This window comes from Pseudomonas sp. CP-1 (genome assembly GCF_021213715.1).
Taxonomy (GTDB): Bacteria; Pseudomonadota; Gammaproteobacteria; order Pseudomonadales; family Pseudomonadaceae; genus Pseudomonas; species Pseudomonas aeruginosa.
Window position 1 is genome coordinate 345,415 of sequence record NZ_JAJQKY010000003.1, and the last position, 23,268, is coordinate 368,682.

At 65.8% G+C, this 23,268-nt stretch carries 18 protein-coding genes; 3 read left to right on the forward strand and 15 right to left on the reverse strand.

Annotated features, from left to right (window positions below; genetic code table 11):
• Positions 1-88 precede the first annotated feature (88 nt).
• Together LT948_RS08535 and waaL are read left to right on the forward strand one after the other, a co-directional pair.
• Entirely contained in the window at positions 89-739 is a 651-nt protein-coding gene (locus tag LT948_RS08535; protein WP_003114545.1) for a hypothetical protein, read from the forward strand.
• Between the two features lie 7 nt (positions 740-746).
• Positions 747-1,952 (forward strand): O-antigen ligase WaaL, encoded by a 1,206-nt coding sequence (gene waaL / locus LT948_RS08540; RefSeq protein WP_023092695.1) that lies wholly within the window; start codon positions 747-749, stop codon positions 1,950-1,952.
• Between the two features lie 18 nt (positions 1,953-1,970).
• On the opposite strand, the gene wapR is transcribed toward waaL, so the two are convergent.
• The 15 genes from wapR to glnE form a co-directional block, all read right to left on the reverse strand.
• Positions 1,971-2,855 carry an alpha-1,3-rhamnosyltransferase gene (wapR, locus tag LT948_RS08545; protein WP_003141745.1) on the reverse strand — a complete coding sequence of 295 codons (885 nt, stop codon included), beginning with the start codon at positions 2,853-2,855 and terminating at the stop codon, positions 1,971-1,973.
• 160 nt (positions 2,856-3,015) lie between these two features.
• Positions 3,016-3,972, reverse strand: coding sequence for a glycosyltransferase family protein (locus LT948_RS08550; RefSeq protein WP_023092696.1), 957 nt, complete (start codon positions 3,970-3,972; stop codon positions 3,016-3,018).
• Between the two features lie 72 nt (positions 3,973-4,044).
• Entirely contained in the window at positions 4,045-5,463 is a 1,419-nt protein-coding gene (locus tag LT948_RS08555) for a PIG-L deacetylase family protein (RefSeq protein ID WP_023092697.1), read from the reverse strand.
• 3 nt (positions 5,464-5,466) lie between these two features.
• A complete protein-coding gene (locus tag LT948_RS08560) occupies positions 5,467-6,363 on the reverse strand; it encodes an antimicrobial resistance protein Mig-14 (RefSeq protein WP_023092698.1) in 897 nt (298 codons plus the stop codon).
• Positions 6,357-7,493, reverse strand: coding sequence for a glycosyltransferase (locus LT948_RS08565; RefSeq protein ID WP_003109898.1), 1,137 nt, complete (start codon positions 7,491-7,493; stop codon positions 6,357-6,359). Before LT948_RS08565 ends, LT948_RS08560 begins: the two co-directional genes overlap by 7 nt.
• A complete protein-coding gene (locus tag LT948_RS08570) occupies positions 7,477-9,234 on the reverse strand; it encodes a carbamoyltransferase family protein (RefSeq protein ID WP_003095766.1) in 1,758 nt (585 codons plus the stop codon). The genes LT948_RS08565 and LT948_RS08570 overlap by 17 nt, the downstream gene beginning before the upstream one ends.
• A gap of 103 nt (positions 9,235-9,337) precedes the next feature.
• Positions 9,338-10,816, reverse strand: coding sequence for a lipopolysaccharide kinase InaA family protein (locus LT948_RS08575; RefSeq protein ID WP_003135663.1), 1,479 nt, complete (start codon positions 10,814-10,816; stop codon positions 9,338-9,340).
• On the reverse strand, positions 10,813-11,571 hold the full coding sequence (locus tag LT948_RS08580) for a lipopolysaccharide kinase InaA family protein (protein WP_003095770.1): 759 nt from the start codon (positions 11,569-11,571) through the stop codon (positions 10,813-10,815). The genes LT948_RS08575 and LT948_RS08580 overlap by 4 nt, the downstream gene beginning before the upstream one ends.
• Positions 11,568-12,302, reverse strand: a complete 735-nt coding sequence (locus tag LT948_RS08585; protein ID WP_003109902.1) for a lipopolysaccharide kinase InaA family protein — start codon at positions 12,300-12,302, stop codon at positions 11,568-11,570. The genes LT948_RS08580 and LT948_RS08585 overlap by 4 nt, the downstream gene beginning before the upstream one ends.
• Complete coding sequence (gene rfaP, locus LT948_RS08590) at positions 12,302-13,108, reverse strand: lipopolysaccharide core heptose(I) kinase RfaP (protein WP_003135665.1); 807 nt, start codon at positions 13,106-13,108, stop codon at positions 12,302-12,304. The genes LT948_RS08585 and rfaP overlap by 1 nt, the downstream gene beginning before the upstream one ends.
• The gene (locus LT948_RS08595; RefSeq protein ID WP_003135667.1) at positions 13,105-14,226 is read right to left on the reverse strand and encodes a glycosyltransferase family 4 protein; all 1,122 of its coding nucleotides are present in this window, start codon (positions 14,224-14,226) and stop codon (positions 13,105-13,107) included. The genes rfaP and LT948_RS08595 overlap by 4 nt, the downstream gene beginning before the upstream one ends.
• Entirely contained in the window at positions 14,223-15,290 is a 1,068-nt protein-coding gene (gene waaC, locus LT948_RS08600) for a lipopolysaccharide heptosyltransferase I (protein ID WP_003095779.1), read from the reverse strand. Before waaC ends, LT948_RS08595 begins: the two co-directional genes overlap by 4 nt.
• Positions 15,287-16,324: a lipopolysaccharide heptosyltransferase II gene (gene waaF, locus LT948_RS08605; RefSeq protein ID WP_003109905.1), complete on the reverse strand. Its 1,038-nt coding sequence runs from the start codon at positions 16,322-16,324 to the stop codon at positions 15,287-15,289. The genes waaC and waaF overlap by 4 nt, the downstream gene beginning before the upstream one ends.
• 59 nt (positions 16,325-16,383) lie before the next feature.
• Positions 16,384-17,307: a branched-chain-amino-acid transaminase gene (gene ilvE, locus LT948_RS08610; RefSeq protein WP_003095783.1), complete on the reverse strand. Its 924-nt coding sequence runs from the start codon at positions 17,305-17,307 to the stop codon at positions 16,384-16,386.
• A gap of 55 nt (positions 17,308-17,362) precedes the next feature.
• Positions 17,363-20,311, reverse strand: coding sequence for a bifunctional [glutamate--ammonia ligase]-adenylyl-L-tyrosine phosphorylase/[glutamate--ammonia-ligase] adenylyltransferase (gene glnE, locus LT948_RS08615; protein WP_003109906.1), 2,949 nt, complete (start codon positions 20,309-20,311; stop codon positions 17,363-17,365).
• A gap of 281 nt (positions 20,312-20,592) precedes the next feature.
• Here glnE and aceE point away from each other — a divergent pair, with 281 nt between their 5' ends.
• Complete coding sequence (aceE, locus tag LT948_RS08620; RefSeq protein WP_003114556.1) at positions 20,593-23,241, forward strand: pyruvate dehydrogenase (acetyl-transferring), homodimeric type; 2,649 nt, start codon at positions 20,593-20,595, stop codon at positions 23,239-23,241.
• Positions 23,242-23,268: the final 27 nt, after the last annotated feature.

Sequence of the window (23,268 nt, forward strand, 5' to 3'; positions counted from 1 at the left end):
AGGTCCCGGAGTGTAGCACAGGACCTCCATCACTCTGCCTGGAAGGCGTGTTGGGGTAAGATGGCGGGCCGTTCGTTCAGGAGCTCGCATGCGAGTCATAGACTACCCCTCCTACTTGCAGTTGCGTGACAACGCAGAAGTGCTGGAAGCCGATGGTCATGGGGACAAGGTACTGCGTCTGCGCGACGGGTCCTTCCTCAAGCTGTTTCGCCGCAAGCGCCTGATTTCCTCCGCAGCCCTGTTCCCCTATGCGGAGCGCTTCGCCCGCAATGCCAGCGAACTGGCGCGGCGCGGCATCGTCTGCCCGAAGGTGCTGGACGTACTGCGGATCCCACATATCCAGCGCGACGCAGTGCACTACGAGCCGCTACCGGGGCAGACCCTCCGCCAACTCGACCGCAACGACCCGGAGTGCGGCGACGCAGTCCGGACGCAACTGGGCGAGCTGATCGCCGCGCTGCACGCCAAGGGGGTGTACTTCCGCTCGCTGCACCTGGGCAACGTGGTGCGCACGCCGGAAGGCCGGATGGGCCTGATCGACATCGCCGACCTGCGGGTCCAGCGCTCGGCGCTCAGCGCCGCCCAGCGCATTCGCAATTTCAAGCACCTGCTGCGCTACGAACAGGATCGAACCTGGTTCCTCGACGACAGCGAGCACCTGGTGCTCAAGGCCTATCTCCGCAGCAGCCAGGTCCACTGGACACTCGAGCAGCTCCTCAAGCAACTGCAACTGGATTGAGCAAGGAATGTTCGCAGCTACCCGACTGACCCGTCTCCGCCACGATACCAGCCGCATCCTCAGCCACTGGATCCTGCCGCTGGGCTGGCTGGCCCTGCTCACCGGAATGTTCTGGGTCGGCGACCGCTCCGACTACCATCGCCTTTTCTATATCCTCCTGGCGGCACCGACGCTACTGTACGTGATACTGCAACCGCGTCTGCTTCGCCCGCTAACGGGCTCGCCGCTGTTCATCGCCTTCCTCGCCTTCAGCAGCTACATGATGCTGAGCCTGTCCTGGTCGGCCCCGGAGAACTCCACCGGCTCGCTGCTCAAGCGCCCCCTGTACATCGCTCTCCTGTTCTTCTGCGCCGCCATCCTGGCGCTCGAGGCCCCCCTCCGCCTCAAGACCGCGACCTGGCTGGCAGCCCTTGGCGCGGTGATCTCCGCGGCAGCCACCTTGCTGCAATACTACTGGGACGCCAACCCGCTGCGCCTTACCGGTTATGGCGCTCTCTATAACCCATTACTGAGTGCCCATGTCTATGGCGCCTTCACGGCATTCTGGCTGGCTTATTGGATGCAGTCGCGCCCTATCCTGGCCCCCTTGCCACTGATTTCCCTGGCGCTGCTCGGTGGCCTTCTCATCGCGACCGGTTCGCGTACTCCCCTGGTAGGGCTCACAGCAGCCCTTATGTGGCTGGTCCTGGCCGGAGACAGGAAAAAGGCCCTCATCGCCCTGGCACTCGCTCTGGCTGGAGCGCTACTGGGCTACATCCTGTACCCGGAAGTGATCACCCAGAGAGGGGCATCGTTTCGCCCGGAAATCTGGGCCGACGCCCTACGCCAGATCGGCGAGCATCCATGGCTCGGACACGGCTACGATCATCCGATGCGAATCGTCCTGAGCAACGGCATGCTGCTCGCCGACCCGCACAACATCGAACTGGGTGTGCTTTTCGCTGGAGGGATCATCGGGCTCCTGCTGTGGGTGGCGATCTACGCCCTGGCCTTCGCCTTCTCCTGGAAAAACCGGAAGTCTCCAGCCGTTCTGCTAGCCTCGACCTGGCTGGTGTTCGGCCTGGCAGCCGGACTCACGGAGGGCAACGCCTTCCTGCCCCGTCCCAAGGAACACTGGTTCCTGATCTGGATTCCCATGGCGCTGCTGTATGCGCTGTGGATCCAGCAAAGGTTCGCCGCCAGCAGGCGCGGTGAAGATATCGCCGCGCCTTGAGCGCGGCGGTATCAGCGGTCAGGAGAAGAACAGCCGCGCAATGCCGCGGAAGGTCTTCTCGTTCCAGTACTTCAGCGGTAAGCCGGAGAGCAGCTCCCGGGCCAGCACCTTGTCCCGGTTCGAGCACTTGAGGAACATCGAATTGCGGAAGCGCATGATCACCTGCTCGTAATCGGGGTGATCGCTGAACTGGCTGTACGTCTTGAATACGTTGTCCACCATGAAACGGGCGTTCTTGTACGTATTGGTGGGATGCTTGCGGTACTGGGCGAGGACCTCGCCAAGAATATCGATGACGTAGCCAGCCTTGGTTACCGCCAGTTCGATGTAGACATCTTCCAGGCGTATGTCCGGATCGAAACCGCCGACCTTCTCCAGGGCTTCCCGCCGGAACATCAGGGTGGGCGCCATCGGGCCCGGCTTGCGGTCCAGGAACAGGTCATCGAAGTCGAGGCGGCGGAAAGGCAGGTCGCGTTTGCGCTGCTCCTTACCCGGCATGACCCGGCCATTGGAGTCGATGATCTCGATATTGCCCGCGCAGATACCTACCTCGGGCTTGTCCCACATGTGTGCCACCTGTTTCTCCAGGCGTTGCGGCAACATGATGTCGTCCGACCCGAAAGGCACGATGAGATTTCCCCGTGCCCTGGCGATCGCCTCGTTGAGCGTTTTCGACAGTCCCTGGTTCTGCTGGACCCTGAGGTCGAAGCCGTACTTCGCCTGGAGCCCGTGCAAAAGCTCGACGCTGCCATCGCTGGAACCATCGTCCACCACCAGCAGTTCCACGTTGCGGTACGTCTGCGCAGCCACGCTGGCGATGCTCGCTTCTATGTACTTTTCGTGGTTATAGGAAGCGATGATCACGGAAACCAATGGCTGCGAACCATCATCGACGAGCGTCATAACTACAACCTTACCTGTCCTTCACGTCCCCATTCAAAGCGCCAGACATGCATGAGCGATCCTGCGATCTTCATCGGTCCTACACCTCCCCCCAGCCCGGAAAAACAAGCTGAACAATAGCAAACACGCCTGAAGCCCCAGCTCTTTTCGGCTGCTACTCTCAGGTAAAAATACGTCGCCAGGTCTTCTCCAGCCATCCGGGACGCTCCGGCTCGCGCAACGCGGGCCGCATGGCCTCGACGATACTCTGACCGACAGCGGCGAAGCTGAATCGTTCGATGGCCAGCGCCTGGCCGCTTCGCGCGATCCGCTCGGCGAGGGCCGTATCGAGGCGCAGGATCGCGAGCTTTTCCTGGATGTCCGCCACCGAGCGATACAGCACGATATTCTCCATGTCCCGGAAACCCAAGGCCTCGTTTTCCCGCTCGCCCTGGTCGTAGGCCAGCAGTACGCAACCGCAGGCCATCGCCTCGAAATTCTTGATCATGTATTCGCCCATGCCGACATCCGCGCTGACGAAGAAACGGATGCGGTTGAGCGTACGCAGGTACTCCTCGCCGGACTTGGTCTTGGTCACCAGCAGGTTCTCCACTCCGCCCAACTCGTCGAGCAGCGCCTTGCGTCCACTGTAGGCCACGCTGCCGGTACTGCCGACGAAGCCCAGCTCGATATCGCGCGCCAGGCCCAGGTCATGCAACAGGGTCTGGTCGTAGCCCTTGGGCACGAATACCGCGTCGAATCCCTCCTGGCGCAGGCGTTCGCTGACCGTATGGCCCGAACTGATCACCCGAACCCAGGGCAGGCGCCGGTAATGGGCACTGAACTTGCCGGTGTACTTGCAGGGAATGTAGTTCTGGTAGGCATCGTGCTCGAGGATCACCAGGTTGGGCACGCTGCGAATGAAGCGGACCTGGCGCATTTCCTTCTTGAAGCGGAGGAAGAACAGGATGCGGTCGTAGCGCGAGACATCCACGTGCTTGCGGAAGTAGCCGCGCAGGTCGGCCTGCTCCTCGCTGCTCAGCCAGCGGGTATCGCACTCGCAATGGGCGGCGATGCCGTCGTACAGGCGATCCAGGATCGCTCGCTGCTCTTTCTGGACCAGAAACAGAACTTTCATCAGACCTTCATCCTCGCGGCTGCTCCGAAGCAGCATGGCGGCTCGAACCTTGCCGAACGCTCGACCCAAGCATCATGCCTCCCCGTCCAGCGACTCCACCCAGAACAACTCGTGCCGACGCACCGCCTTGCGCATGAACTCGTCCTCGCCGTATGCCGGCCAGCGACGCCCGGCGAGCCAGCCCTGCAGACGGCGGCGCAGACGGCGCTTGAACGGCGGCCTGGGTTGCAGGTCGTGCATCATGCCCAAGGCCATGGCCTTGTCCACCTGGCGCGTGCGCTCCAGCGCCAGCGTCCATGGCAGCAACGGCGAGCACTCTTCGGTCAACGGCGGCAGGCTGACCCCCATGTGCGCATCGCCCATCGGCCAGCGATCGTTGTCGTGCAGGTGATTGGCATAGTGCAACAATGCCTGCGGCTGCCAGTCCAGACCCTGGAGCGCCTCGCGCACGGCCTCCTGGGCGCGGACATGGTCCGGGTGCGGATCGAAATGCGGATGAGGCAGGACGATGACCTCGGGACGTGCCAGCAGGATCAGCTCGCGGAGATCGGCCAGCAGATTGTTCCAGGTCGACAGGCCGTCGGCATCGCTGGCCAGGCGCAGGCGGTTGAACTGGCGGAACGGACGGATATCGGCGAGATCGGCCTCACGGGACGGTACCACCTCGCCCGGGTTCGCCTGCATGGCAGGCAATTGCAGGCAGAAATAACCCAGTTGCACGCAGCGCTCGGCCGGCACCCCACCCCACGCCGGCACGGCCTGGCTATCCCAGGCGCGCAGGCGGCCCTTCAGGCGCGCCGCAGCTATTCCGTCGAGGCCCATGCGGCGGTAATGCTCGGTTTCGATCTCGCCGGCGGTCAGGGTCACGATCCAGGCCTCGCGTGCCTGGCTGTAGAGGCCGAAGGCGGCCAGCTCGGCGTCGTCGGCATGCGGAGCGATGACCATCACCCGCCGCTCACGGTAATCGGGATGGCGCGCACGCCACAGGGTCGGTTCGCCGACCAACCGGCAATGCCGGCCGCGCAGGCGAATCCGGCCCTCGCCCAGCGGCCCGGCCAGTCCCGTCAGGTTCAGGTAGCGCAAGCCGTTCACCCCACGTTCGAAAGCCTGGGCATCGGCCTCCGCGCCACCTTCCAGCAGTACCGAGGGTTCGAGGAAACGCCCCAGCCAGCCAGCGCGCACGCCGATGCCAAGCACCAGCGTATCGCCTTCGCGCAGCTCGCCGTCGACTCGCAGACGGCCATCCGCCAGGCGTACCGGCAGCGACTCGACCCCTTCCGCGAAACGGTAGCGGTAGTCCTCGCCCGGCGAATAGAACAGGTGATCGGCGAACCAGGCTTCGTGGGCGACCCACAGGGCCACGAGGAGGATCGGCAACAACCAGGGGCTGACCAGCAGACCGACGGCCAGCAATGCCAGCAGCGCAACCAGTAGGCCGATCCGCTTGTTGCGTCGATGACGCTTGAGCAACTGCTGCTTGCGTGCGCTCATGCTTCAGACCTGGAAGACCGGAGAAGGATGGCACCAGCGATCCTTGTATTCGCGGTCGGCGCGACCGAACGAATAGCGCAGGGGTTTGCCCAGCGCTCGCGCATCCTCCCAGGCGGCCTGGGTGTTCAGGTAACTGAGCACGCTGCCAGGGCTGAACTCGCGGGTCTGCGGATCGACGCCGCCGTTGATGTACTCGACGCTGAGCCAGCCCGGCGCTTCGGCGCGATACAGTACCTGGACCGCGATGGGCTGGTCGTTGAGCAGCAGGACCGAGCCGCGCAGCAATTCGCGCAGCCGCTCGAAGACCTCGGCCATGCGCTCCGCGCCGGTGGCCGGGAAACCCCAGCGACGCTGGAACAGTTCGAGATAGATGGCGGCGAACTCGGCCGGGGCGAAGCTGTCTGCCTGGCGCACCTGGCCACCGGCCTCCTCCACCAGGCGCACTTCGCGCCGCTGGTTGTAGCGGAACTTCTTGGAGAAATCCTCGGGGGCGCGAGCGAAAGCCAGTTGCTCGGCCTGCGGGCGCAGCGTGACGATGTTCCGCTCATGCAGCACCGACAGGTAACGTCCCCCATGGCGGAGGGCGATGCGGGCATCGCCAGCCACCGGCAGGATCAGTTCGGCGTTGCCCAGGTCGTACAGGCCCTTCTTGCCGCGCCGCTTGAGCACGTCCTTGGACAACGCCAGGTGGCGGCCCCAGGTCGGGATCGCCGCAACCAGTTCGCCAGCGCTCTCCCAACCCAGGTAACGCACCGGGATTCCAGCCATTTCGGCGAGCTGCTCGACCACCAGCGGGTGGGTCGCGACGCTGCCGCCGAAACGCTGCCAGGCCTGGGCGTAGGTCAGCGCATCCACTTCGCGCCAACCGCGTTCGCGGAAGGCGCGCAACCTGTTCAGCATGCAGACTCCGAAGCGAAGCCGGCAATCGTCGGCAGGCGCCAGAATTCGCGGCGCACCGCGGCGTCGGAGAAGCGTGTCTCCAGGCGCTCGAGCATGAGCCGCGCACAGGCCTCGCGCTGGCGGCGGTCGAGCGCTGCCAGGTGGGTCAGACCCTCGGCCAGGGCCGTCTCGTCGCCCAGCGGGAAGAGGATGCCGACCCCCTCCACCACTTCGCGGGCGCCGCCACAGGCGGTGGCGATCAGCGGTACGCCGGCGACCATGGCCTCCAGCAGGACCATGCCGAACGGCTCGTGGTCGGAACTCAGGGCGAAGGCGTCGAACGCCTTGAAGTAGCGCCGTGCCTCTTCGACCTGGCCGAGGAACAGCACGCGCTCGCCGATGCCCAGTTCGCAGGCCAGGTCCTTGAGCTGCTCTTCCAGGCGGCCGCTGCCGAGGATCGCCAGCAGGCTGTTCTGTGGCAGGCGCGGCAGCGCGGCGGCGAAGCCGCGCAGCAGGGTAGCCTGGTCCTTGTCCGGATGCAGGCGGCCAACGTTGCCGACCACCCAGGCCTCGTCGGGCAGGCGCAGTTGCCGGCGCGCACTCAGGCGCTCGACCTGCTCGGCCTGCAGCGCAGCGACGTCGATGCGGTTGTAGAGCGTCTCGATCCGCTCCGCCGGCCACTTCGGCAGGCAACGGCGGATATCGTCGCGCACCGCGTCGGACACCGCCAGCAGGCTCAGGCGCTTGCTCATCAGGCCGGCGAAGACCTTGCGCGACAACCGCTGGTAATCGCCGAAGGCGTGGTGCACGCCAACGATCGGCAGACGAGTGGCCAGGCTGGCGATCCAGATCGGCTTGAAGCGGTGCGCGATGCAGAAGCGGAAGTCGCGCGAACGGGCGATCTCGCGCAAGTCGCGGATCGCCTTCAGCTTGAGGCCACGGATGTCCCTGGAGCCGTACTCGAGGAACAGTACCTCGTCGGAGGCGCAACGCGCCGCCACCTCAGGATCGGAACGCCCGGTGAGGAACACCGTGGTGACCTTGTACGGGGTTCCGGCGAACAGGCTGGCGTACTGACGGGCACAGTCGAGGAAAGGCCCGTCGTAGCCGTGACAGAACTGCAGGACGCGAGGTTCAGCCGACCGAGTCATACCAGTCCACGCCCTCCTTCACCACCAGGATGTCCTCCATGATCAGGTACTGCAGATCGGAGCCGAAGAACATGTTCAGGGCGTCGGTCGGCGAGCAGATCATCGGTTCGCCACGACGATTGAGCGAAGTGTTCAGGGCCACGCCGTTGCCGGTGAGGTTCTCCAGTTCCTTCATCAGGTCGTAGTAGCGCGGGTTGTACTCGCGCTTCAGCACCTGGGCGCGGGAGGTGCCGTCTTCGTGCACCACTTCCGGCACTCGCTCCTTCCACTCTTCGTTGACTTCGAAGGTGAAGGTCATGAACGGGGCCGGGTGGTCGATCTTGAACATCTGCGGGCCGACGGTATCCAGCATCGACGGGCAGAAGGGCCGCCAGCGCTCGCGGAACTTGATCTGCGCATTGATCCGGTCGGCCACGCCCGGCACGCTCGGGCAGCCGAGAATGGAGCGGCCACCGAGGGCACGCGGACCGAACTCCATGCGTCCCTGGAACCAGGCCACCGGGTTGCCGTCGGCAAGGATCCTGCCGATACGCCGGCTGCGGTTGTCGATCTTCTGCCACTGCGGCCTGGCCTCGTGACGGGCGCAGGCGGCGATGACGTCCTCGTTGGAATACTCCGGGCCGAGGTAGACGTGCTCCATCTTCTCCACCGGCACGCCGCGCTGGTGCGACACGTAGGCCGCCGCGCCGACCGCGGTGCCGGCGTCGCTGGCCGCCGGCTGGACGAACAGCTCCTTCACTTCGGGGCGCGAGATGATCTTCTGGTTGAGCTTGACGTTCAGCGCGCAGCCGCCGGCGAAAGCGACCTTGCCGGTCTCGCGGATGATATCGCCGAGGTAGTAGTCCATCATCTCCAGCGCGAGCTTCTCGAACAACGCCTGGATGCTCGCGGCGTAATGGATGTAGGGATCGTCGGCGATGTCGCCTTCGCGCTTGGGCCCCAGCCACTCGATCAGCTTGGGCGAGAAGTAGTAGCCCTTGCCTTTCTCCTTGTAGCGGCGGAAGCCGATGACGTTGGCATAGTCGGTGTTGATCACCAGTTCGCCGTTCTCGAACTTGGCGAGACGGGAGAAATCGTACTTGCTGGCGTCACCGTAGGGCGCCATGCCCATGACCTTGAACTCGCCGTCGAGCATGTCGAAGCCGAGGTACTCGGTGATCGCGCCGTACAGGCCGCCCAGCGAATCCGGATCGTAGAACTCCTTGATCTTGTGGATCCGACCGTTCTCGCCCCAGCCGAAGAAAGTGGTGGCGTACTCGCCCTTGCCGTCGATGCCGAGGATCGCGGTCTTTTCCTTGAACCCCGAGCAATGGTAGGCGCTGGAGGCATGGGCAAGGTGGTGCTCGACCGGCTGGATCTTGATTTTCTTCAGGTCGAAGCCGAGTTGCTGCAGGCACCACTCGATGCGCTTGTAGTAACGCTTGTAGCGGCGGTTGCCGAGCAGGATCGCATCCAGCGCGCGATCCGGCGCGTAGGCGTAGCGCTTGGCGTAGTGCCAGCGGGCCTTTTCCATGATGCTGATGGGAGCGAAGGGAATCGCCACCACGTCGACATCGGCCGGCTCGATCCCTGCCTGCTCCAGGCAGAACTTCGCCGATTCGTAGGGCATGCGGTTCTTCGCGTGCTTGTCGCGCACGAAGCGCTCTTCCTCGACGGCCGCGACCAGCTTGCCGTCGATGTACAGGGCGGCGGACGGGTCATGGCTTACGGCGCCAGACAGGCCTAGGACGGTCAATGCCACGGTAGAACCTCTTCAAAGCAGCTCGCGGTTGCGGAGTGGGACCGACAACCGCGGCTTTCGTTTAACTCGTCGACCGCCGCAGGCGGTGGTCGTCGCTTGTCGTTCAAGCCCCGGCGGCGTCGCCGAGGCGGGGAATCCGTTGCTCCAGCAGCCGGTAGAGGCCGCTGTCCTGCGGCCAGTTGCGCAGGAAGCGCGCGCGGTCGCGGGCGTAGGCGCGGGCAAAGGACGCCTGGCTGTGATGCTTGCGCATCGCGTCCAGGTCGATCAGCGCCCATTCGCCGCCTTGTTCATGGGCCTGCCAGAACAGGTTGTGTCCCTTCAGGTCGCCGTGGCTGATGCGTTCGCGGATCAGCGTCGAAAACAGCCGATCCAGTGCCGCCAACTCGGCTTCCGGTGGCGAAACGGCGCCATCGGGCATGTCCAGGCAAGGCTTAAAACGAGCGATTATATCCTGACCGCCGAGATAATCGGTAATCAGGTAGGCGCGCCCGCGCAGCCAGCACCAGCGCCGCTCCAGCATCGCCAGCGGACGGGCGGTGGCGATGCCGAGGAATTCCAGGCGGTTGCCTTCGCGCCAGGAGGCCCAGGCCCGGCTCGGCCGCCAGAAGCGCTTCAGCCAATGGACCCAGCCCTTGATGTTGTAGCGTTTGATGATCAGCGTGCGGCCATTCGCTTCGACCCGGGCGACGGTGGCCGCGCCGCCGTCCTTGTAGACGTGGCCGGCGGCGATCAGGCGGTCCGCGTCCGCCAGCAGCGGCGCCATCGTCTCGGCCTCGCTGCGGCGGGCGGCGAACAGGCGGAACGGACCGCGCACGACGCTGAACAGGCTACAGTCGCGACCGACCTTCCTCAGCAGGTCGCGCACCCGCCAACGGCGAACCTTGGCGATTTCCTTCTGCAAGGCTTCCAGCGGCAGCGCATGCTCGCCGTTGGCCAGCAGGTAATGCACCAGCAACTCTTCCAGGAAAGGATCGAGGACCGCCGGCAACTGGGCGAAGAACACCCCGAGGTTTTCCAGCACTTTCTGTCGCGACAGCGGCTGGCCGGGAGTTTCCGCACGCACGCCGCCACCGTCGATGAGATACAGGCGGCCGGCGTGGCGCAACAGGTTGTCCAGGTGCAGGTCGTCCTGCCAGAGGCCCTTGGCATGCAGCTCGCCAATGGCCGCCAGGGCTTCGCCGAGCACCGCTTGCTGGGCATCGCCCAGCGGCGCCTGGGCCTCCACCGCACGCCAGGCGTCACCGAGGCTCTGCGCCGCGTCGAGGTAGTCGAACAGCAGCCAGCCGCCCTCGCCCTCCTGCAGCCCGTCGGCCAGCAGCGCCGGGGTGGTCAGCCCCTGGGCCGCGAGCAGACGCGCCCCTTCCAGTTCGCGCTGGAAATGCCGTGCGGCCTTGCCGCCCACCAGCAGCTTGGCCAGCACCTTGCGCCCACGCCATTCGCCGGCACCGACGTAGCGCTGCCCGGGCAGCACCCGCAGCAGACTGTCCAGGCGCAATTCGGCAGCGCCAGCGCCATCCGCCAGGGTCACCCGCAATGGCAGTTGCGGGTGGCGGCCGGCGGCTTGCAGTTCGGCCAGTCTCATCGGCGCGACTCCTTGCGCCGGCGGCGCTGGTCGAGAAGGCGATACCACTGCTCGACCTCGGCCGAGTCGAGGGGTTCGTCGACATAGGCGGAGATGAATTCGTGCACGTCCGCTTCGCTCCAGTCCGGGGCACGGCGCAGCATCGGCTCCAGGTCCTTGACCTGGTCGCGGCGGCCGAACCAGATCGGCCGGGTCTTCTCCAGGTCAATCAGGCAGGCCTCGAAGACACCATCGGCCCCCTCGCGGAGGAATACATGCTTGGGATAGAAGCAACCATGCATCTGTCCGGCCGCGTGCAGCTGGCGCGCCAGCCTGCCAACCGCCCGGAGAATCGCCCGGCGCCGCTCTTCGGCCAGGTCGTGCCAGGACGCCAGCCAGGTGTCCAGGTCCTGCCAACCGTCCAGGGCACGGGTCAGGAGGATCGCCTGGCGCTCTCCGCCGACCGCCTGCTGGGCGAAGAACGCCGCCTGCAGGGCGGGAATGCCCAGCGCCCGGTAGCGCTCGATGTTGCGGAACTCGCGGGCGAAGGTCGGCTCGCCCAGCGGATGGCGCAGGCTGCGGGTCAGGTGGTTGCTCTGGCGCTTCAGGTAGTAGGCGGAGTCGCCCAGGTCGAGGCGGTAGACGCTGCTCCAGCCACCCCGTTCGGTATTCGGTTCGTCCACGGCGTCCAGCTGCAAGGCCCACAGGGCGTCGAAGCTGTCCAGACGGTTGCGCTGGAGCAGGTCGTGGTCCTGCGCGGCGATGAAAACGCTCATTCGCGCCCCTCGAAGAAAGCCACCACCTGGCGAATACGCTTCTTGTCGGATTCGTTCAGGTGCCGGCGACGGCGATATTGCAGGTAGAAGCGCAGGCGCTGGGTGCGCGACAGGTGGTACTTGGCCACCTTGTCCAGGCAGGCCAGGTCCTTGGTGATCCGGTAGCGCAGCATGAAGCTCCACCAGAACGCGCCGTTCGGGCAGTCGATGAAATACACCAGCGGCTGGCCGTCCACCAGCAGGTTGCGCCACTTCAGGTCGTTGTGGGTGAAATGCTGGTCGTGCATCAGGCGCGTAGCCTTGGCGATCTGCCGGCTGACGCCGTCCACCCAGCGCGGGTCCTTCAGGCGCGGATCCCGGTTGCAGGCGAGCACCGACAAGTCCTCGGTGCCCGGCAGCTCGCGGGTGATCATGGCGCCGCGCTGGAAGGCGCCGGCCTTGCGCTCCAGCCCCCAGGCGACCACTTCGGCGGTGGGAATGCCCCACTTCTCGAAGCGCTTGAGGTTCTGCCACTCAGCCTTGATCCGCGGTCGCGCCAGGTAGCGGCGCAGGCCCTTGCCGGCGCTGCGGTAGCGCTTGACGTAGTAACGCACGCCGTCGCGCTCGATGCGGATGACTTCGGACAACGGGTCGCGGGTCAGGCGCTCGCCCTCCAGGGCGAACACGCTATCGAGGCTACCGAAGTCGGCGGCCAGGTGACGGTAATCGGGTTCGAGGGTCCACCCCGCCATCAGAGCAGGTCTCCGTAACGCTGCTTGCGTTCGTAGAGTTTTTCCGCCTTGCGTTCCATCCAGGCCAGCAGGCCGGCCTCGTCGCGCAGTATCTCGCGCAACGGCCGGCGGAAATAGGTGCGCAGGAAGCGTAGCTTGTCGCGACGCGTCAGTCCGATGTCCAGCGCAGAGAAATACAATGCCGCCAGATCCTTGTTACGCCAGCGTTTCGGCGTGGCGTCGCGAGTCTGGGCACGGTGCAGGTCGATCACCGAGAGGCGGAAATCGTCCGCGCTCACCGGCTTGTCGGTGTGCAACAGGAAATGACAGATGTAGCAGTCGCGATGGTTGACTCCGGCACGGTGCATGTCGCCGACCATCCGCGCCACCGCCTCGACCAGCGCGCGCTTGAGCCGCGGCGGTGGAGGACGTTCGCGCCAGTCCTGGGAGAACACCTCGAGGTCCACGGTCGGCGCCAGTTCCTCGGTGACGATGAAGGAATGCTGCCGCGCCGGATCGCTGCCGCGCTCGCCGTAGGCGACCGCGGTCATGGTCGCTATGCCGGCCTCGTGCAGGCGCCGGATGGCCTGCCACTCCTGGCGCGCGCCGAGCACCGGGAGCTTGGCGGTGAGCAGGTTCTTGGCGATCTCGCCCCAGCCGATGCCACGGTGGATCTTGACGAAGTAGCCGCGCCCGTCGACCTCGGTGCGCAGGGTGCGGCGCCCCTCCAGTTCGCGGTAGACCTTGCCTTGCAGCGCCTCCACCGCCTCGAACGGGTCGCGCCCGCTCCACAGGCGCTTGAACGGCTCTTCCAGCACCAGCCTCATGAGGCCTCCCCGAGGATCAGGTCGGCGGCGCGCTGCGGCATGCTGTAGAGGTCGGCGTGATCGGCGTAGGCCAGGCCATTGCGCGACCAGGCGGCGCGCGCCGGAGCGTCCTCCAGCATTTCCGCGAGCAGGCGGTTGAGACTGTCCTGCTCGAAGGGACTCGGCAGCACCCGCCCGGCGTCGGCCTCGGCGATGTAGTGGGCATAGCCGCAGACATCGGTCACCAACACCGGCAGGCCGGAGACCAGCGCCTCCAGCAGCACCGTACCGGTGTTCTCGTTGTAGGCCGGGTGGATCAGCAGGTCGGCGCCGAGCAGGAAGCGCGGGATATCGCTGCGCCCCTTGAGGATCTGTACCTGGTCGTTGAGACCGAGGGCGGCGATCTGTAGCAGGAACGGCTTGGGATCGTCCTGGCCGATGGCGATCAGCCGGGTGCGCCTGCGCAACGCCTTGGGCAGCGCGGCCAGCGCCTTCAGGCTGCGATCCAGGCCCTTGGTCTTGAAGCCGGAGCCGATCTGCACCAGCAGCAGGTCGTCCTCCTCCAGGCCGAACTCGCGGCGGAATTCCGCACGCACGTCCGCGGCGTTGGCCGGCGCCCGGCGATCCTGGCTGATCCCCGGCGGCAGCAGATGGAAACGCTCGGCCTGGGTGCCGTAGTGCTTGACGAAGAGCGGCTGCTGCACCTCGGAGATCATCAGGATCTCGGTCTTCGAGGCCGGGTCGAACACTGCCCGTTCGTAGCCGGCGAAGTGGCGGTAGCGGCCCCACTGGCGGTACAGCGGGTTGCGCAAGGTCTGGGCCTTTTCCTCGAAACAGGCGTCGGCGGCGTAGTAGACATCCAGTCCGGGCATCTTGTTGAAGCCGATCACCCGCTGCACCGGGCGCCTGGCCAGGTCGGCGCGGACCCACGCGGTGAACTTCTCGTTGCGCCGGTGGTTGAAGATCGAGCGCACCGGGGCCACCAGCACTTCGAAGCCGTCCGGCACGTCGCCCTCCCAGATCAGGGTATAGACGCGGATGTCGTGCCCGCGCCGCTGGCATTCCAGGGCGATGCGCATGAAGTCGCGCTGCAGGCCGCCGAAGGGGAAGTATTTGTAGAGGATGAACGCCAGGGTCATCGGAGGGTCTCCGGGGCCAGCAGCATGGCCTCCAGCTGGGTGGCCACGCGCTGGGGATTCAGCCGGGTGAAGCACAGCGGCTGCTCACGCTTGAGATCGAACAGTTTGCGGTCCTCTTCGGTCGGCTGGTAGGTACAGGTCTTCTTCAGGCACGGCGCACAGGGGAAGTCGCTGCCCAGGTGAACCTGGGAACGCCCGTAGGCGCCGGTGAAGCCAGGATTGGTCGGGCCGAACAGCGACAGCGTCGGCACGTCCAGCGCCGCCGCCAGGTGACCGAGGCCGGTATCCACCGCCACGCAGGCGCGCGCGCCGGCAAGCACCTTGGCCATGCCGGCCAGGGATAATCTGGGGAGTACCGCGGCATTTTCCAACCCCGCCGCCAGGCGCCCGGCCCGCTCCCGCTCGGCGGCGCTGCCCCAGGGCAGGCGCACCGACCAGCCGCGCTCGCACATGCGCTCGGCCAGTTCGCGCCAGTAGGCTTCCGGCCAATGCTTGGTGACCCAGGTAGTACCGTGCAGGAACACCAGGTACGGCGCGCCAGGGTCGGCGTCGGCCAACTGCTCGCGGTCCAGGCCATAGTCACCGACCGACTCGGGCAACGGGTAGTCCAGCGCCTGGGCGAACAACTGGCGCGTGCGCTCCACCGCATGCTGTCCCCAGGCGACCGGATAGGCACGGCGATAGAAGCGGCTGGCGAGCGGCTCGCGCGCCGAGTCACGATCGAGACCGGCGACCGGCGTCTTGCCCACGTAGCGGGTCAGCCAGGCACTCTTCAGCAGCCCCTGGGCGTCGATCACCAGGTCATAGTCGACTTCCTTCAGGCGCTGCTTGAAGCGCCGCCATTCGCCGTTGCGCAGGGTCTGCCAGAGATTCTTGCGCCAGCGCCGGATCGCCACCGGGATCACCCGCGCCACCGCCGGATGCCAGGCGGGAATCTCGGCGAAACCTTCCTCCACCACCCAGTCGAACTGGATGCCGGGAATCGCCCGGGCGGCGTCGGTAAGCGCCGGCAGGGTGTGGATCACGTCGCCGAGGGACGAGGTCTTGACCAGCAGCACCCTCATCCGGCGACCTCGGCAGGGTCGCCGACCAGCCGCTCCAGGGCTTGCAATACCAGGCCAGGCGGCAGCTCGCGGAGGCAATTGTAGTGGCCGAAGCGACAGGTGCGCTCGAAGCACGGGCTGCACTCGAGACCGAGGCGGACGATCTCCACCCGGTCCGCCAGCGGCGGGGTGAACTGCGGCGAGGTGGAGCCATAGACGCCCACCAGCGGGCGATCCAGCGCGGCCGCCACGTGCATCAGGCCGGAATCGTTGGACACCACCGCGCCAGCGCAGGACATCAGGTCGATGGCCTCGGCCAGCGAAGTCTCCCCGGCAAGATTGAAAGACTCCTCGCGCAACCCCGGAATCAGGCGCTGGCGAATCTCCTCTCCACCGGGATGGTCGTTCTTCGAGCCGAACAGCCAGACCTGCCAGCCGGCACGGATCTTCGCCTCGGCGACCGCGGCGTAGTGTTCCGCCGGCCAGCGCTTGGCCTCGCCGAACTCGGCGCCGGGACAGAGCGCCAGCACCGGGCGGTCCAGGCTCAGGGCGAACTTGTCGAGCGCCGCCTGGCGGCTGCCGTCGTCGATCCGCAGGCGCGGCTGCGGATAGGGCTTCGGCAACTCCACGCCCGGCTCGAAGGCCAGGGCCATGAAGCGTTCGATCATCAGCGGATAGCGCTGCTTGTCGAGCTTGCGGATGTCATTGAGCAGCCCGTAGCGCATCTCGCCGCGCCAGCCGGTGCGCTTCGGTATTCCGGCGAACCAGGGCACCAGCGCCGACTTCAGCGAGTTGGGCAGCAGGATCGCCTGCTCGTACTGACCGCGCAGGCCGCGTCCGATCCGGCGCCGGGTGGCGACGTCCATCACCCCGTGGCCGAGCGGGAAGCTCAGGGCCTGGCGCACCTCGGGCATGCGCTCGAGGATCGGTCGGCTCCACTCGGGCGCCAGCACGTCGATCACGCACTCGGGATGCCGCTGGCGCAGACACTGGAACAGGGTCTGCGCCATCACCATATCCCCCACCCAGGAGGGACCTACGATCAGAATTCTCATTCAGGCTCCGGAAATGATCAGGGAGGCTTTCGCCTCCCTGTCACACCCTTCTTCGGTGCTTACTTGACCAGGGTACGCCACTCGGCGTGGGCCTCGGTCTTGCCGCTGACCAGGTCGAAATAGGCTTTCTGCAGCTTTTCGGTGACCGGGCCACGGCGGCCGGCGCCGATCTTGCGACCGTCCACTTCGCGGATCGGCGTGACTTCCGCGGCAGTGCCGGTGAAGAAGGCCTCGTCGGCGATGTACACCTCGTCGCGGGTGATGCGCTTCTCGACCAGTTTAAAACCGTGTTCGGCGGCCAGGGTCAGGATAGTGTTACGAGTGATGCCGTTCAGGCAGGCGGTGACTTCCGGGGTGTAGATCACGCCATCCTTGATGATGAAGATGTTCTCGCCAGAGCCTTCGGCCACATAGCCTTCCGGATCGAGCATCATGGCCTCGTCGGCGCCGCCGGAGATCGCCTCCTGGAGGGCCAGCATCGAGTTGATGTAGGCACCGTTGGACTTGGCGCGGGTCATCGAGATGTTGACGTGGTGGCGGGTGAAGGAACTGGTGCGCACCTTGATGCCTTGCTGCAGGGCTTCCTCGCCCATGTAGGCGCCCCAGCTCCAGGCGGCGATGATCACATGGACCTTCAGGCCGCTGGCGCGCAGGCCCATGCCTTCGCTTCCGTAGAACACCATCGGGCGGATATAGGCGCTTTCCAGGTTGTTCTCGCGCACGGCGGCGCGGGTCGCCTCGTTGATCTCGTCGCGGCTGTACGGGATCTGCATGTTCATGATGTGCGCGGAGTCGAACAGCCGGTCAGTGTGCGCCTGCAGGCGGAAGATCGCCGTGCCCTGCGGGGTGTCGTAGGCGCGCACGCCCTCGAACACGCCCATTCCATAATGCAGGGTATGGGTCAGCACGTGCGTGGTCGCGTCGCGCCACTGCACCAGTTCACCGTCATACCAGATCACGCCATCACGATCGGCCATCGACATAGTTGCCAGCTCCTTCAGATATTCGTTACGTACTTGCGTTACGTGCCTGAGTGGATCAGCCGAGCCGCAGCTCGCGCCAGATCCTGATCACTTCTCGCCGCTCCGTCTGGAAGTGCTCGCCGCTCACGACCCCGGCCTCCTTCTGTAGTGCCAGGCGGTGTGCGGCTGCGCGATAGGCCTTGTAGGCCTCCTGCAGGAGACGGACGTCCTCGCTGGCGATCAGGCCAGCCCGTTCCAGTCCTTCCAGAATGCGGATGTTATCGGTGAATTCGAGCAGCGCCGGGTGTTCTCCGGACCAAGCTAGAACCGCATATTGCACCATAAATTCGATATCGACGATACCACCGGCATCGTGCTTGAGATCGAAGGCTGCCGTGGCCTCGAAGGCATTCGAGGCGGTGCCGGCGGCGGTCGCGCGGGTTCCCAGGTTGTCGCGCATCTTGGCGCGCATTTCGCTGACCTCGGTGCGCAACGCGTCGAGATCGCGCGGCCTCGCCAGCACCTCGGCACGTACCGCCTCGAAGCTCGCCTGCACCCGCCGGCAACCGGCCAGCACCCGGGCGCGGACCAACGCCTGGTGCTCCCAGGTCCAGGCCTCCTGCTCCTGGTAGCGCTGGAAGGCGCCCAGCGAACTCACCAGCAGGCCGGCCGCGCCGCTCGGACGCAGGCGCATGTCGACCTCGTAGAGGGTACCGGATGGCGTCTGCGCGGTGAGGAAATGGATGATCTTCTGCCCCAGGCGGGTAAAGAACTGCGCGCCATCGATGGATTTGCCGCCATCGGTCTCGCAGTGGGGGTCGCCGTCATGGATGAACACCAGGTCGAGGTCCGAGCCATGACCGAATTCCAGCCCGCCGACCTTGCCGTAGCCGACGATGACGAAGTCCGGATCGCACGGCGTGCCGTCGGCGCGCAACGGCCGGCCATGACGCTGCACCAACTGCCGCCAGGCCAGTTCGAGGACCTCGACGAGGATCGCCTCGGCCAGCCAGGTCAGGTAGTCGCTGACCTTCATCAACGGCAGCGTGCCGGCGATCTCCGAGGCCGCCACCCGCAGCCCGTGGGCCAGCTTGAAGTGACGAAGGGTCTCCATCTGCTGCTCGAGGTCGTCCTCGGGAATCCGCATCAGCCGTTCGCGCAGCTCGGCGGCCAGCTCGGCGGCCTGTGGAGGACGGAACAGGCGCCCCTCGTTGAGCAGTTCGTCGAGCAGGATCGGGAACCGCGCGATCTGCTCGGCAACCATCGGGCTGGCCGCGCAGAGGGTCAGCAGGCGCTCCAGCGCGCCGGGGTTCTCGGTCAGCAACACCAGGTAGGCGGAACGCCGCGCCACCGCTTCCACCAGCGGCAGAACCCGCTCCAGCACCAGGTCCGGCTGGGGGTTTTCCACGGTCATCGCCAGCAGGCGCGGAACGAAGGCATCCAGGCGTTCCCGGCCGAGACGCTGCATCGCTCGCACCTGGGGGCCGTGGCGCAGATCGCTGAGACGCTTCCAGGCCGCCTCGGCATCGACGAAGCCGGCGTCGGCCAGTTGCCGACTGGCCGACTCCTCGTCCAGCGCCTCCTCCCACAGCGGGATCCACTCGGCGCCGACGCTGCCGCAGGCCGCCTCGCCGCTTTCGTCCTCGTCCGGGTCGGCGATCACCTGGCGGAAGTGCCAGTCGATGCGCGCCCGCCAGTGGCTCAGGCGCTCGTGGAATGCGGCCCAACTGGCGAAGCCCATGATGAAGGCCACGCGGATGCGGTCGTATTCGTCACTGGGCAGCATTTGCGTCTGCCGGTCGGCCAGCGCCTGGATGGCATGCTCGGCGTAGCGCAGGAACTCGTAGCCGCCACGCAGCTCCTCGACCACCGCCGGCGGCAGGTAGCCCTGCCCCTCCAGGGTCGCCAGCACCTTCAGCAGCGGCCGTTGCTGCAAGCTCAGGTCGCGCCCGCCATGGATCAACTGGAAGGCCTGGGCGATGAACTCCACCTCGCGGATACCGCCTTCGCCCAGCTTGATGTTTTCCGACATCCCCTTGCGCCGGACCTCCTGCTGGATCAGCTGCTTCATGGTGCGCAGCGCCTCGATGGCGGAGAAGTCCAGGTAGCGCCGATAGACGAACGGCCGCAGCATGCCGAGCAGTTGCTCGCCTGCCTGCTGGTCGCCGCCGACCACCCGCGCCTTGATCATCGCGTAGCGCTCCCAGTCGCGCCCCTGGTCCTGGTAGTACTGCTCCAGCGCGGCGAAGCTGTAGACCAGCGGTCCGCTGGAGCCGTAGGGACGCAGGCGCATGTCGACGCGGAAGACGAAGCCGTCGACGGTGATCGCATCCAGCGCCTTGATCAGCTTCTGCCCCAGGCGGGTGAAGAACTCCTGGTTGTCCAGCGAACGCTTCGCCCCCTCGGTCTCGCCGCCCTCCGGGTAACCGAAGATCAGGTCGATGTCCGACGACAGGTTGAGCTCCACCGCGCCCAGCTTGCCCATGCCGAGGACCACCATCCGCTGCGGTTCGCCGGAGCGCCGGCCGATCGGCGTGCCGAACTGCTCGCACTGGCGCCGATGGAGCCACTCGCAAGCCAGGTCGATGCAGGCGTCGGCCAGGGCCGACAGGTCGCGACAGGTTTCCGCCAGCGCGGCGCGGCGGGTCAGGTCGCGCCAGATGATGCGCAGTTGCTGGCGTGTGCGGAAACGTCGCAGGCGCCGACCGAGTTCGTCCTCGTCGGCGCAATCCTCCAGCCGCGCCTGCAACTGGCTGCGCAATTCGCCGGGCGCGTGGGGGTTCTCCAGCTCGCCGCGTTCGGCCAGATCCAGCAGCATCGCCGGGTCGCGCACTGCCTGCTCGGCGACGAAATCGCTGGCCGCAGCGACCCGTCGGAAATCCTCCAGGCGCTCCTCGGGCCAGGCCTCCAGGCGGGCCAGGGCGGCGGCATCGAGGGCGGCGACAGCGGAGCGGAGGGCAGTCCCGGCGCGTTCGGCGGCGGGCAGCAGGGTGGCCGGCAGATTCGCCAGCGAAGGCAGGCTCATGGTCTATCCTGTTTGGGCTTCCGACCGAAGACCACAGGCTCGACGCACAACGTCGAAAAGGCTCTACATCGGGCCTTATAGCCTGACAGCAACAATCGAAATGTAGTTTTACTACTAAAAATTGTATCCAGAGGGCTGTTTCTCAGACTGATCTGTAGTAAAACTACAAGTCGCCGGGTACACCCCCGGAGAACATCCAAGAATTAGCTGCGGTCGCCCACGAGGCCGGCCGCTCACCTATGGCATCCGATTCTGGAAGCCTTTCCGCCCTGGAGCAAGCCATGCAAGACCTCGATCCCGTCGAAACCCAGGAATGGCTGGACGCCCTGGAGTCCGTACTCGACCGCGAAGGTGAAGACCGCGCTCATTACCTGATGACCCGCATGGGCGAGCTGGCCAGCCGTAGCGGCACCCAACTGCCCTACGCGATCACCACGCCCTACCGCAACACCATTCCGGTAACCCACGAAGCACGCATGCCCGGCGACCTGTTCATGGAACGCCGGATCCGCTCCCTGGTGCGCTGGAACGCCCTGGCGATGGTGATGCGGGCGAACAAGCACGACCCGGACCTGGGCGGCCACATCTCCACCTTCGCCTCCTCGGCGACCCTCTACGACATCGGCTTCAACTATTTCTTCCAGGCTCCCACCGACGAACATGGCGGCGACCTGGTGTTCTTCCAGGGCCACGCGTCCCCCGGCGTCTACGCCCGCGCCTTCCTCGAAGGCCGCATCAGCGAGGAACAACTGGAGAACTTCCGCCAGGAAGTGGACGGCAACGGCCTGTCCTCCTATCCGCACCCCTGGCTGATGCCGGACTTCTGGCAGTTCCCCACCGTATCCATGGGCCTTGGCCCGATCCAGGCGATCTACCAGGCACGCTTCATGAAGTACCTGGAAAGCCGCGGCTTCATCCCCGCCGGCAAGCAGAAGGTCTGGTGCTTCATGGGCGACGGCGAGTGCGACGAGCCGGAATCCCTCGGCGCGATCTCCCTGGCCGGCCGCGAGAAACTCGACAACCTGATCTTCGTCATCAACTGCAACCTGCAGCGCCTCGACGGCCCGGTCCGCGGCAACGCCAAGATCATCCAGGAACTGGAAGGCGTGTTCCGCGGCGCCGAGTGGAACGTCAACAAGGTCATCTGGGGTCGCTTCTGGGACCCGCTGTTCGCCAAGGACACCGCCGGCCTGCTGCAGCAGCGCATGGACGAGGTCATCGACGGCGAATACCAGAACTACAAGGCGAAAGACGGCGCCTACGTCCGCGAGCACTTCTTCGGCGCGCGTCCGGAACTGCTGGAAATGGTCAAGGACCTTTCCGACGAGGAAATCTGGAAGCTCAACCGCGGCGGCCACGACCCCTACAAGGTCTATGCGGCCTACCACCAGGCGGTCAACCACAAGGGCCAGCCGACCGTCATCCTGGCCAAGACCATCAAGGGCTACGGCACCGGCAGCGGCGAAGCGAAGAACATCGCGCACAACGTGAAGAAGGTCGACGTCGACAGCCTGCGCGCGTTCCGCGACAAGTTCGACATCCCGGTCAAGGACGCCGACCTGGAGAAGCTGCCGTTCTACAAGCCTGAAGAAGGCAGCGCCGAGGCCAAGTACCTGGCCGAGCGCCGCGCCGCGCTGGGCGGCTTCATGCCGGTGCGCCGGCAGAAGAGCATGAGCGTGCCGGTTCCGCCGCTGGAAACCCTGAAGGCCATGCTCGACGGCTCCGGCGATCGCGAGATCTCCACCACCATGGCCTTCGTGCGGATCATCTCGCAGCTGGTCAAGGACAAGGAACTCGGCCCGCGCATCGTCCCGATCGTCCCGGACGAGGCCCGTACCTTCGGCATGGAAGGCATGTTCCGCCAGCTCGGCATCTACTCCTCGGTCGGCCAGCTCTACGAGCCGGTGGACAAGGACCAGGTGATGTTCTACCGCGAGGACAAGAAGGGCCAGATCCTCGAGGAAGGCATCAACGAGGCCGGCGCCATGTCCAGCTGGATTGCCGCCGGTACCTCCTACAGCACCCACAACCAGCCGATGCTGCCGTTCTACATCTTCTATTCGATGTTCGGCTTCCAGCGCATCGGCGACCTGGCCTGGGCCGCCGGCGACAGCCGCGCGCACGGCTTCCTGATCGGCGGCACCGCCGGTCGCACCACGCTGAACGGCGAAGGCCTGCAGCACGAGGACGGCCACAGCCACCTGCTGGCCTCGACCATCCCGAACTGCCGCACCTACGATCCGACCTACGCCTACGAACTGGCGGTGATCATCCGCGAAGGCTCGCGGCAGATGATCGAAGAGCAGCAGGACATCTTCTACTACATCACCGTGATGAACGAGAACTACGTCCAGCCGGCCATGCCGAAGGGCGCAGAGGAAGGCATCATCAAGGGCATGTACCTCCTCGAGGAGGACAAGAAGGAAGCCGCTCACCACGTGCAACTGCTGGGCTCCGGCACCATCCTGCGCGAAGTCGAGGAAGCGGCCAAGCTGCTGCGCAACGACTTCGGTATCGGCGCCGACGTCTGGAGCGTGCCGAGCTTCAACGAGCTGCGTCGCGACGGCCTTGCCGTCGAGCGCTGGAACCGCCTGCATCCGGGCCAGAAGCCGAAGCAGAGCTACGTCGAGGAGTGCCTGGGCGGCCGTCGCGGCCCGGTGATCGCCTCCACCGACTACATGAAGCTCTACGCCGAGCAGATCCGCCAGTGGGTTCCCTCCAAGGAGTACAAGGTGCTCGGCACCGACGGCTTCGGCCGCAGCGACAGCCGCAAGAAGCTGCGCAACTTCTTCGAAGTGGATCGTCACTGGGTGGTGCTGGCCGCGCTCGAAGCGCTGGCCGATCGCGGCGATATCGAGCCGAAAGTGGTGGCCGAGGCCATCGCCAAGTACGGTATCGATCCGGAGAAGCGCAACCCGCTGGATTGCTAATTCGCTCCATACTCCCCTCGGCAGCGA

Excerpts from the sequence above, each read along its gene's own strand:
- LT948_RS08555 (WP_023092697.1), bottom strand. The coding sequence starts at position 5,463 with ATGAGCGCACGCAAGCAGCAGTTGCTCAAGCGTCATCGACGCAACAAG.
- glnE (WP_003109906.1), bottom strand. The coding sequence starts at position 20,311 with ATGAGCCTGCCTTCGCTGGCGAATCTGCCGGCCACCCTGCTGCCCGCC.
- LT948_RS08535 (WP_003114545.1), top strand. The coding sequence starts at position 89 with ATGCGAGTCATAGACTACCCCTCCTACTTGCAGTTGCGTGACAACGCA.
- waaL (WP_023092695.1), top strand. The coding sequence starts at position 747 with ATGTTCGCAGCTACCCGACTGACCCGTCTCCGCCACGATACCAGCCGC.
- LT948_RS08595 (WP_003135667.1), bottom strand. The coding sequence starts at position 14,226 with ATGACCCTGGCGTTCATCCTCTACAAATACTTCCCCTTCGGCGGCCTG.
- LT948_RS08585 (WP_003109902.1), bottom strand. The coding sequence starts at position 12,302 with ATGGCGGGGTGGACCCTCGAACCCGATTACCGTCACCTGGCCGCCGAC.
- LT948_RS08575 (WP_003135663.1), bottom strand. The coding sequence starts at position 10,816 with ATGAGACTGGCCGAACTGCAAGCCGCCGGCCGCCACCCGCAACTGCCA.
- waaF (WP_003109905.1), bottom strand. The coding sequence starts at position 16,324 with ATGAGAATTCTGATCGTAGGTCCCTCCTGGGTGGGGGATATGGTGATG.
- LT948_RS08565 (WP_003109898.1), bottom strand. The coding sequence starts at position 7,493 with ATGACTCGGTCGGCTGAACCTCGCGTCCTGCAGTTCTGTCACGGCTAC.
- aceE (WP_003114556.1), top strand. The coding sequence starts at position 20,593 with ATGCAAGACCTCGATCCCGTCGAAACCCAGGAATGGCTGGACGCCCTG.
- waaC (WP_003095779.1), bottom strand. The coding sequence starts at position 15,290 with ATGAGGGTGCTGCTGGTCAAGACCTCGTCCCTCGGCGACGTGATCCAC.
- rfaP (WP_003135665.1), bottom strand. The coding sequence starts at position 13,108 with ATGAGGCTGGTGCTGGAAGAGCCGTTCAAGCGCCTGTGGAGCGGGCGC.
- wapR (WP_003141745.1), bottom strand. The coding sequence starts at position 2,855 with ATGACGCTCGTCGATGATGGTTCGCAGCCATTGGTTTCCGTGATCATC.
- LT948_RS08550 (WP_023092696.1), bottom strand. The coding sequence starts at position 3,972 with ATGAAAGTTCTGTTTCTGGTCCAGAAAGAGCAGCGAGCGATCCTGGAT.
- LT948_RS08560 (WP_023092698.1), bottom strand. The coding sequence starts at position 6,363 with ATGCTGAACAGGTTGCGCGCCTTCCGCGAACGCGGTTGGCGCGAAGTG.
- LT948_RS08580 (WP_003095770.1), bottom strand. The coding sequence starts at position 11,571 with ATGAGCGTTTTCATCGCCGCGCAGGACCACGACCTGCTCCAGCGCAAC.
- ilvE (WP_003095783.1), bottom strand. The coding sequence starts at position 17,307 with ATGTCGATGGCCGATCGTGATGGCGTGATCTGGTATGACGGTGAACTG.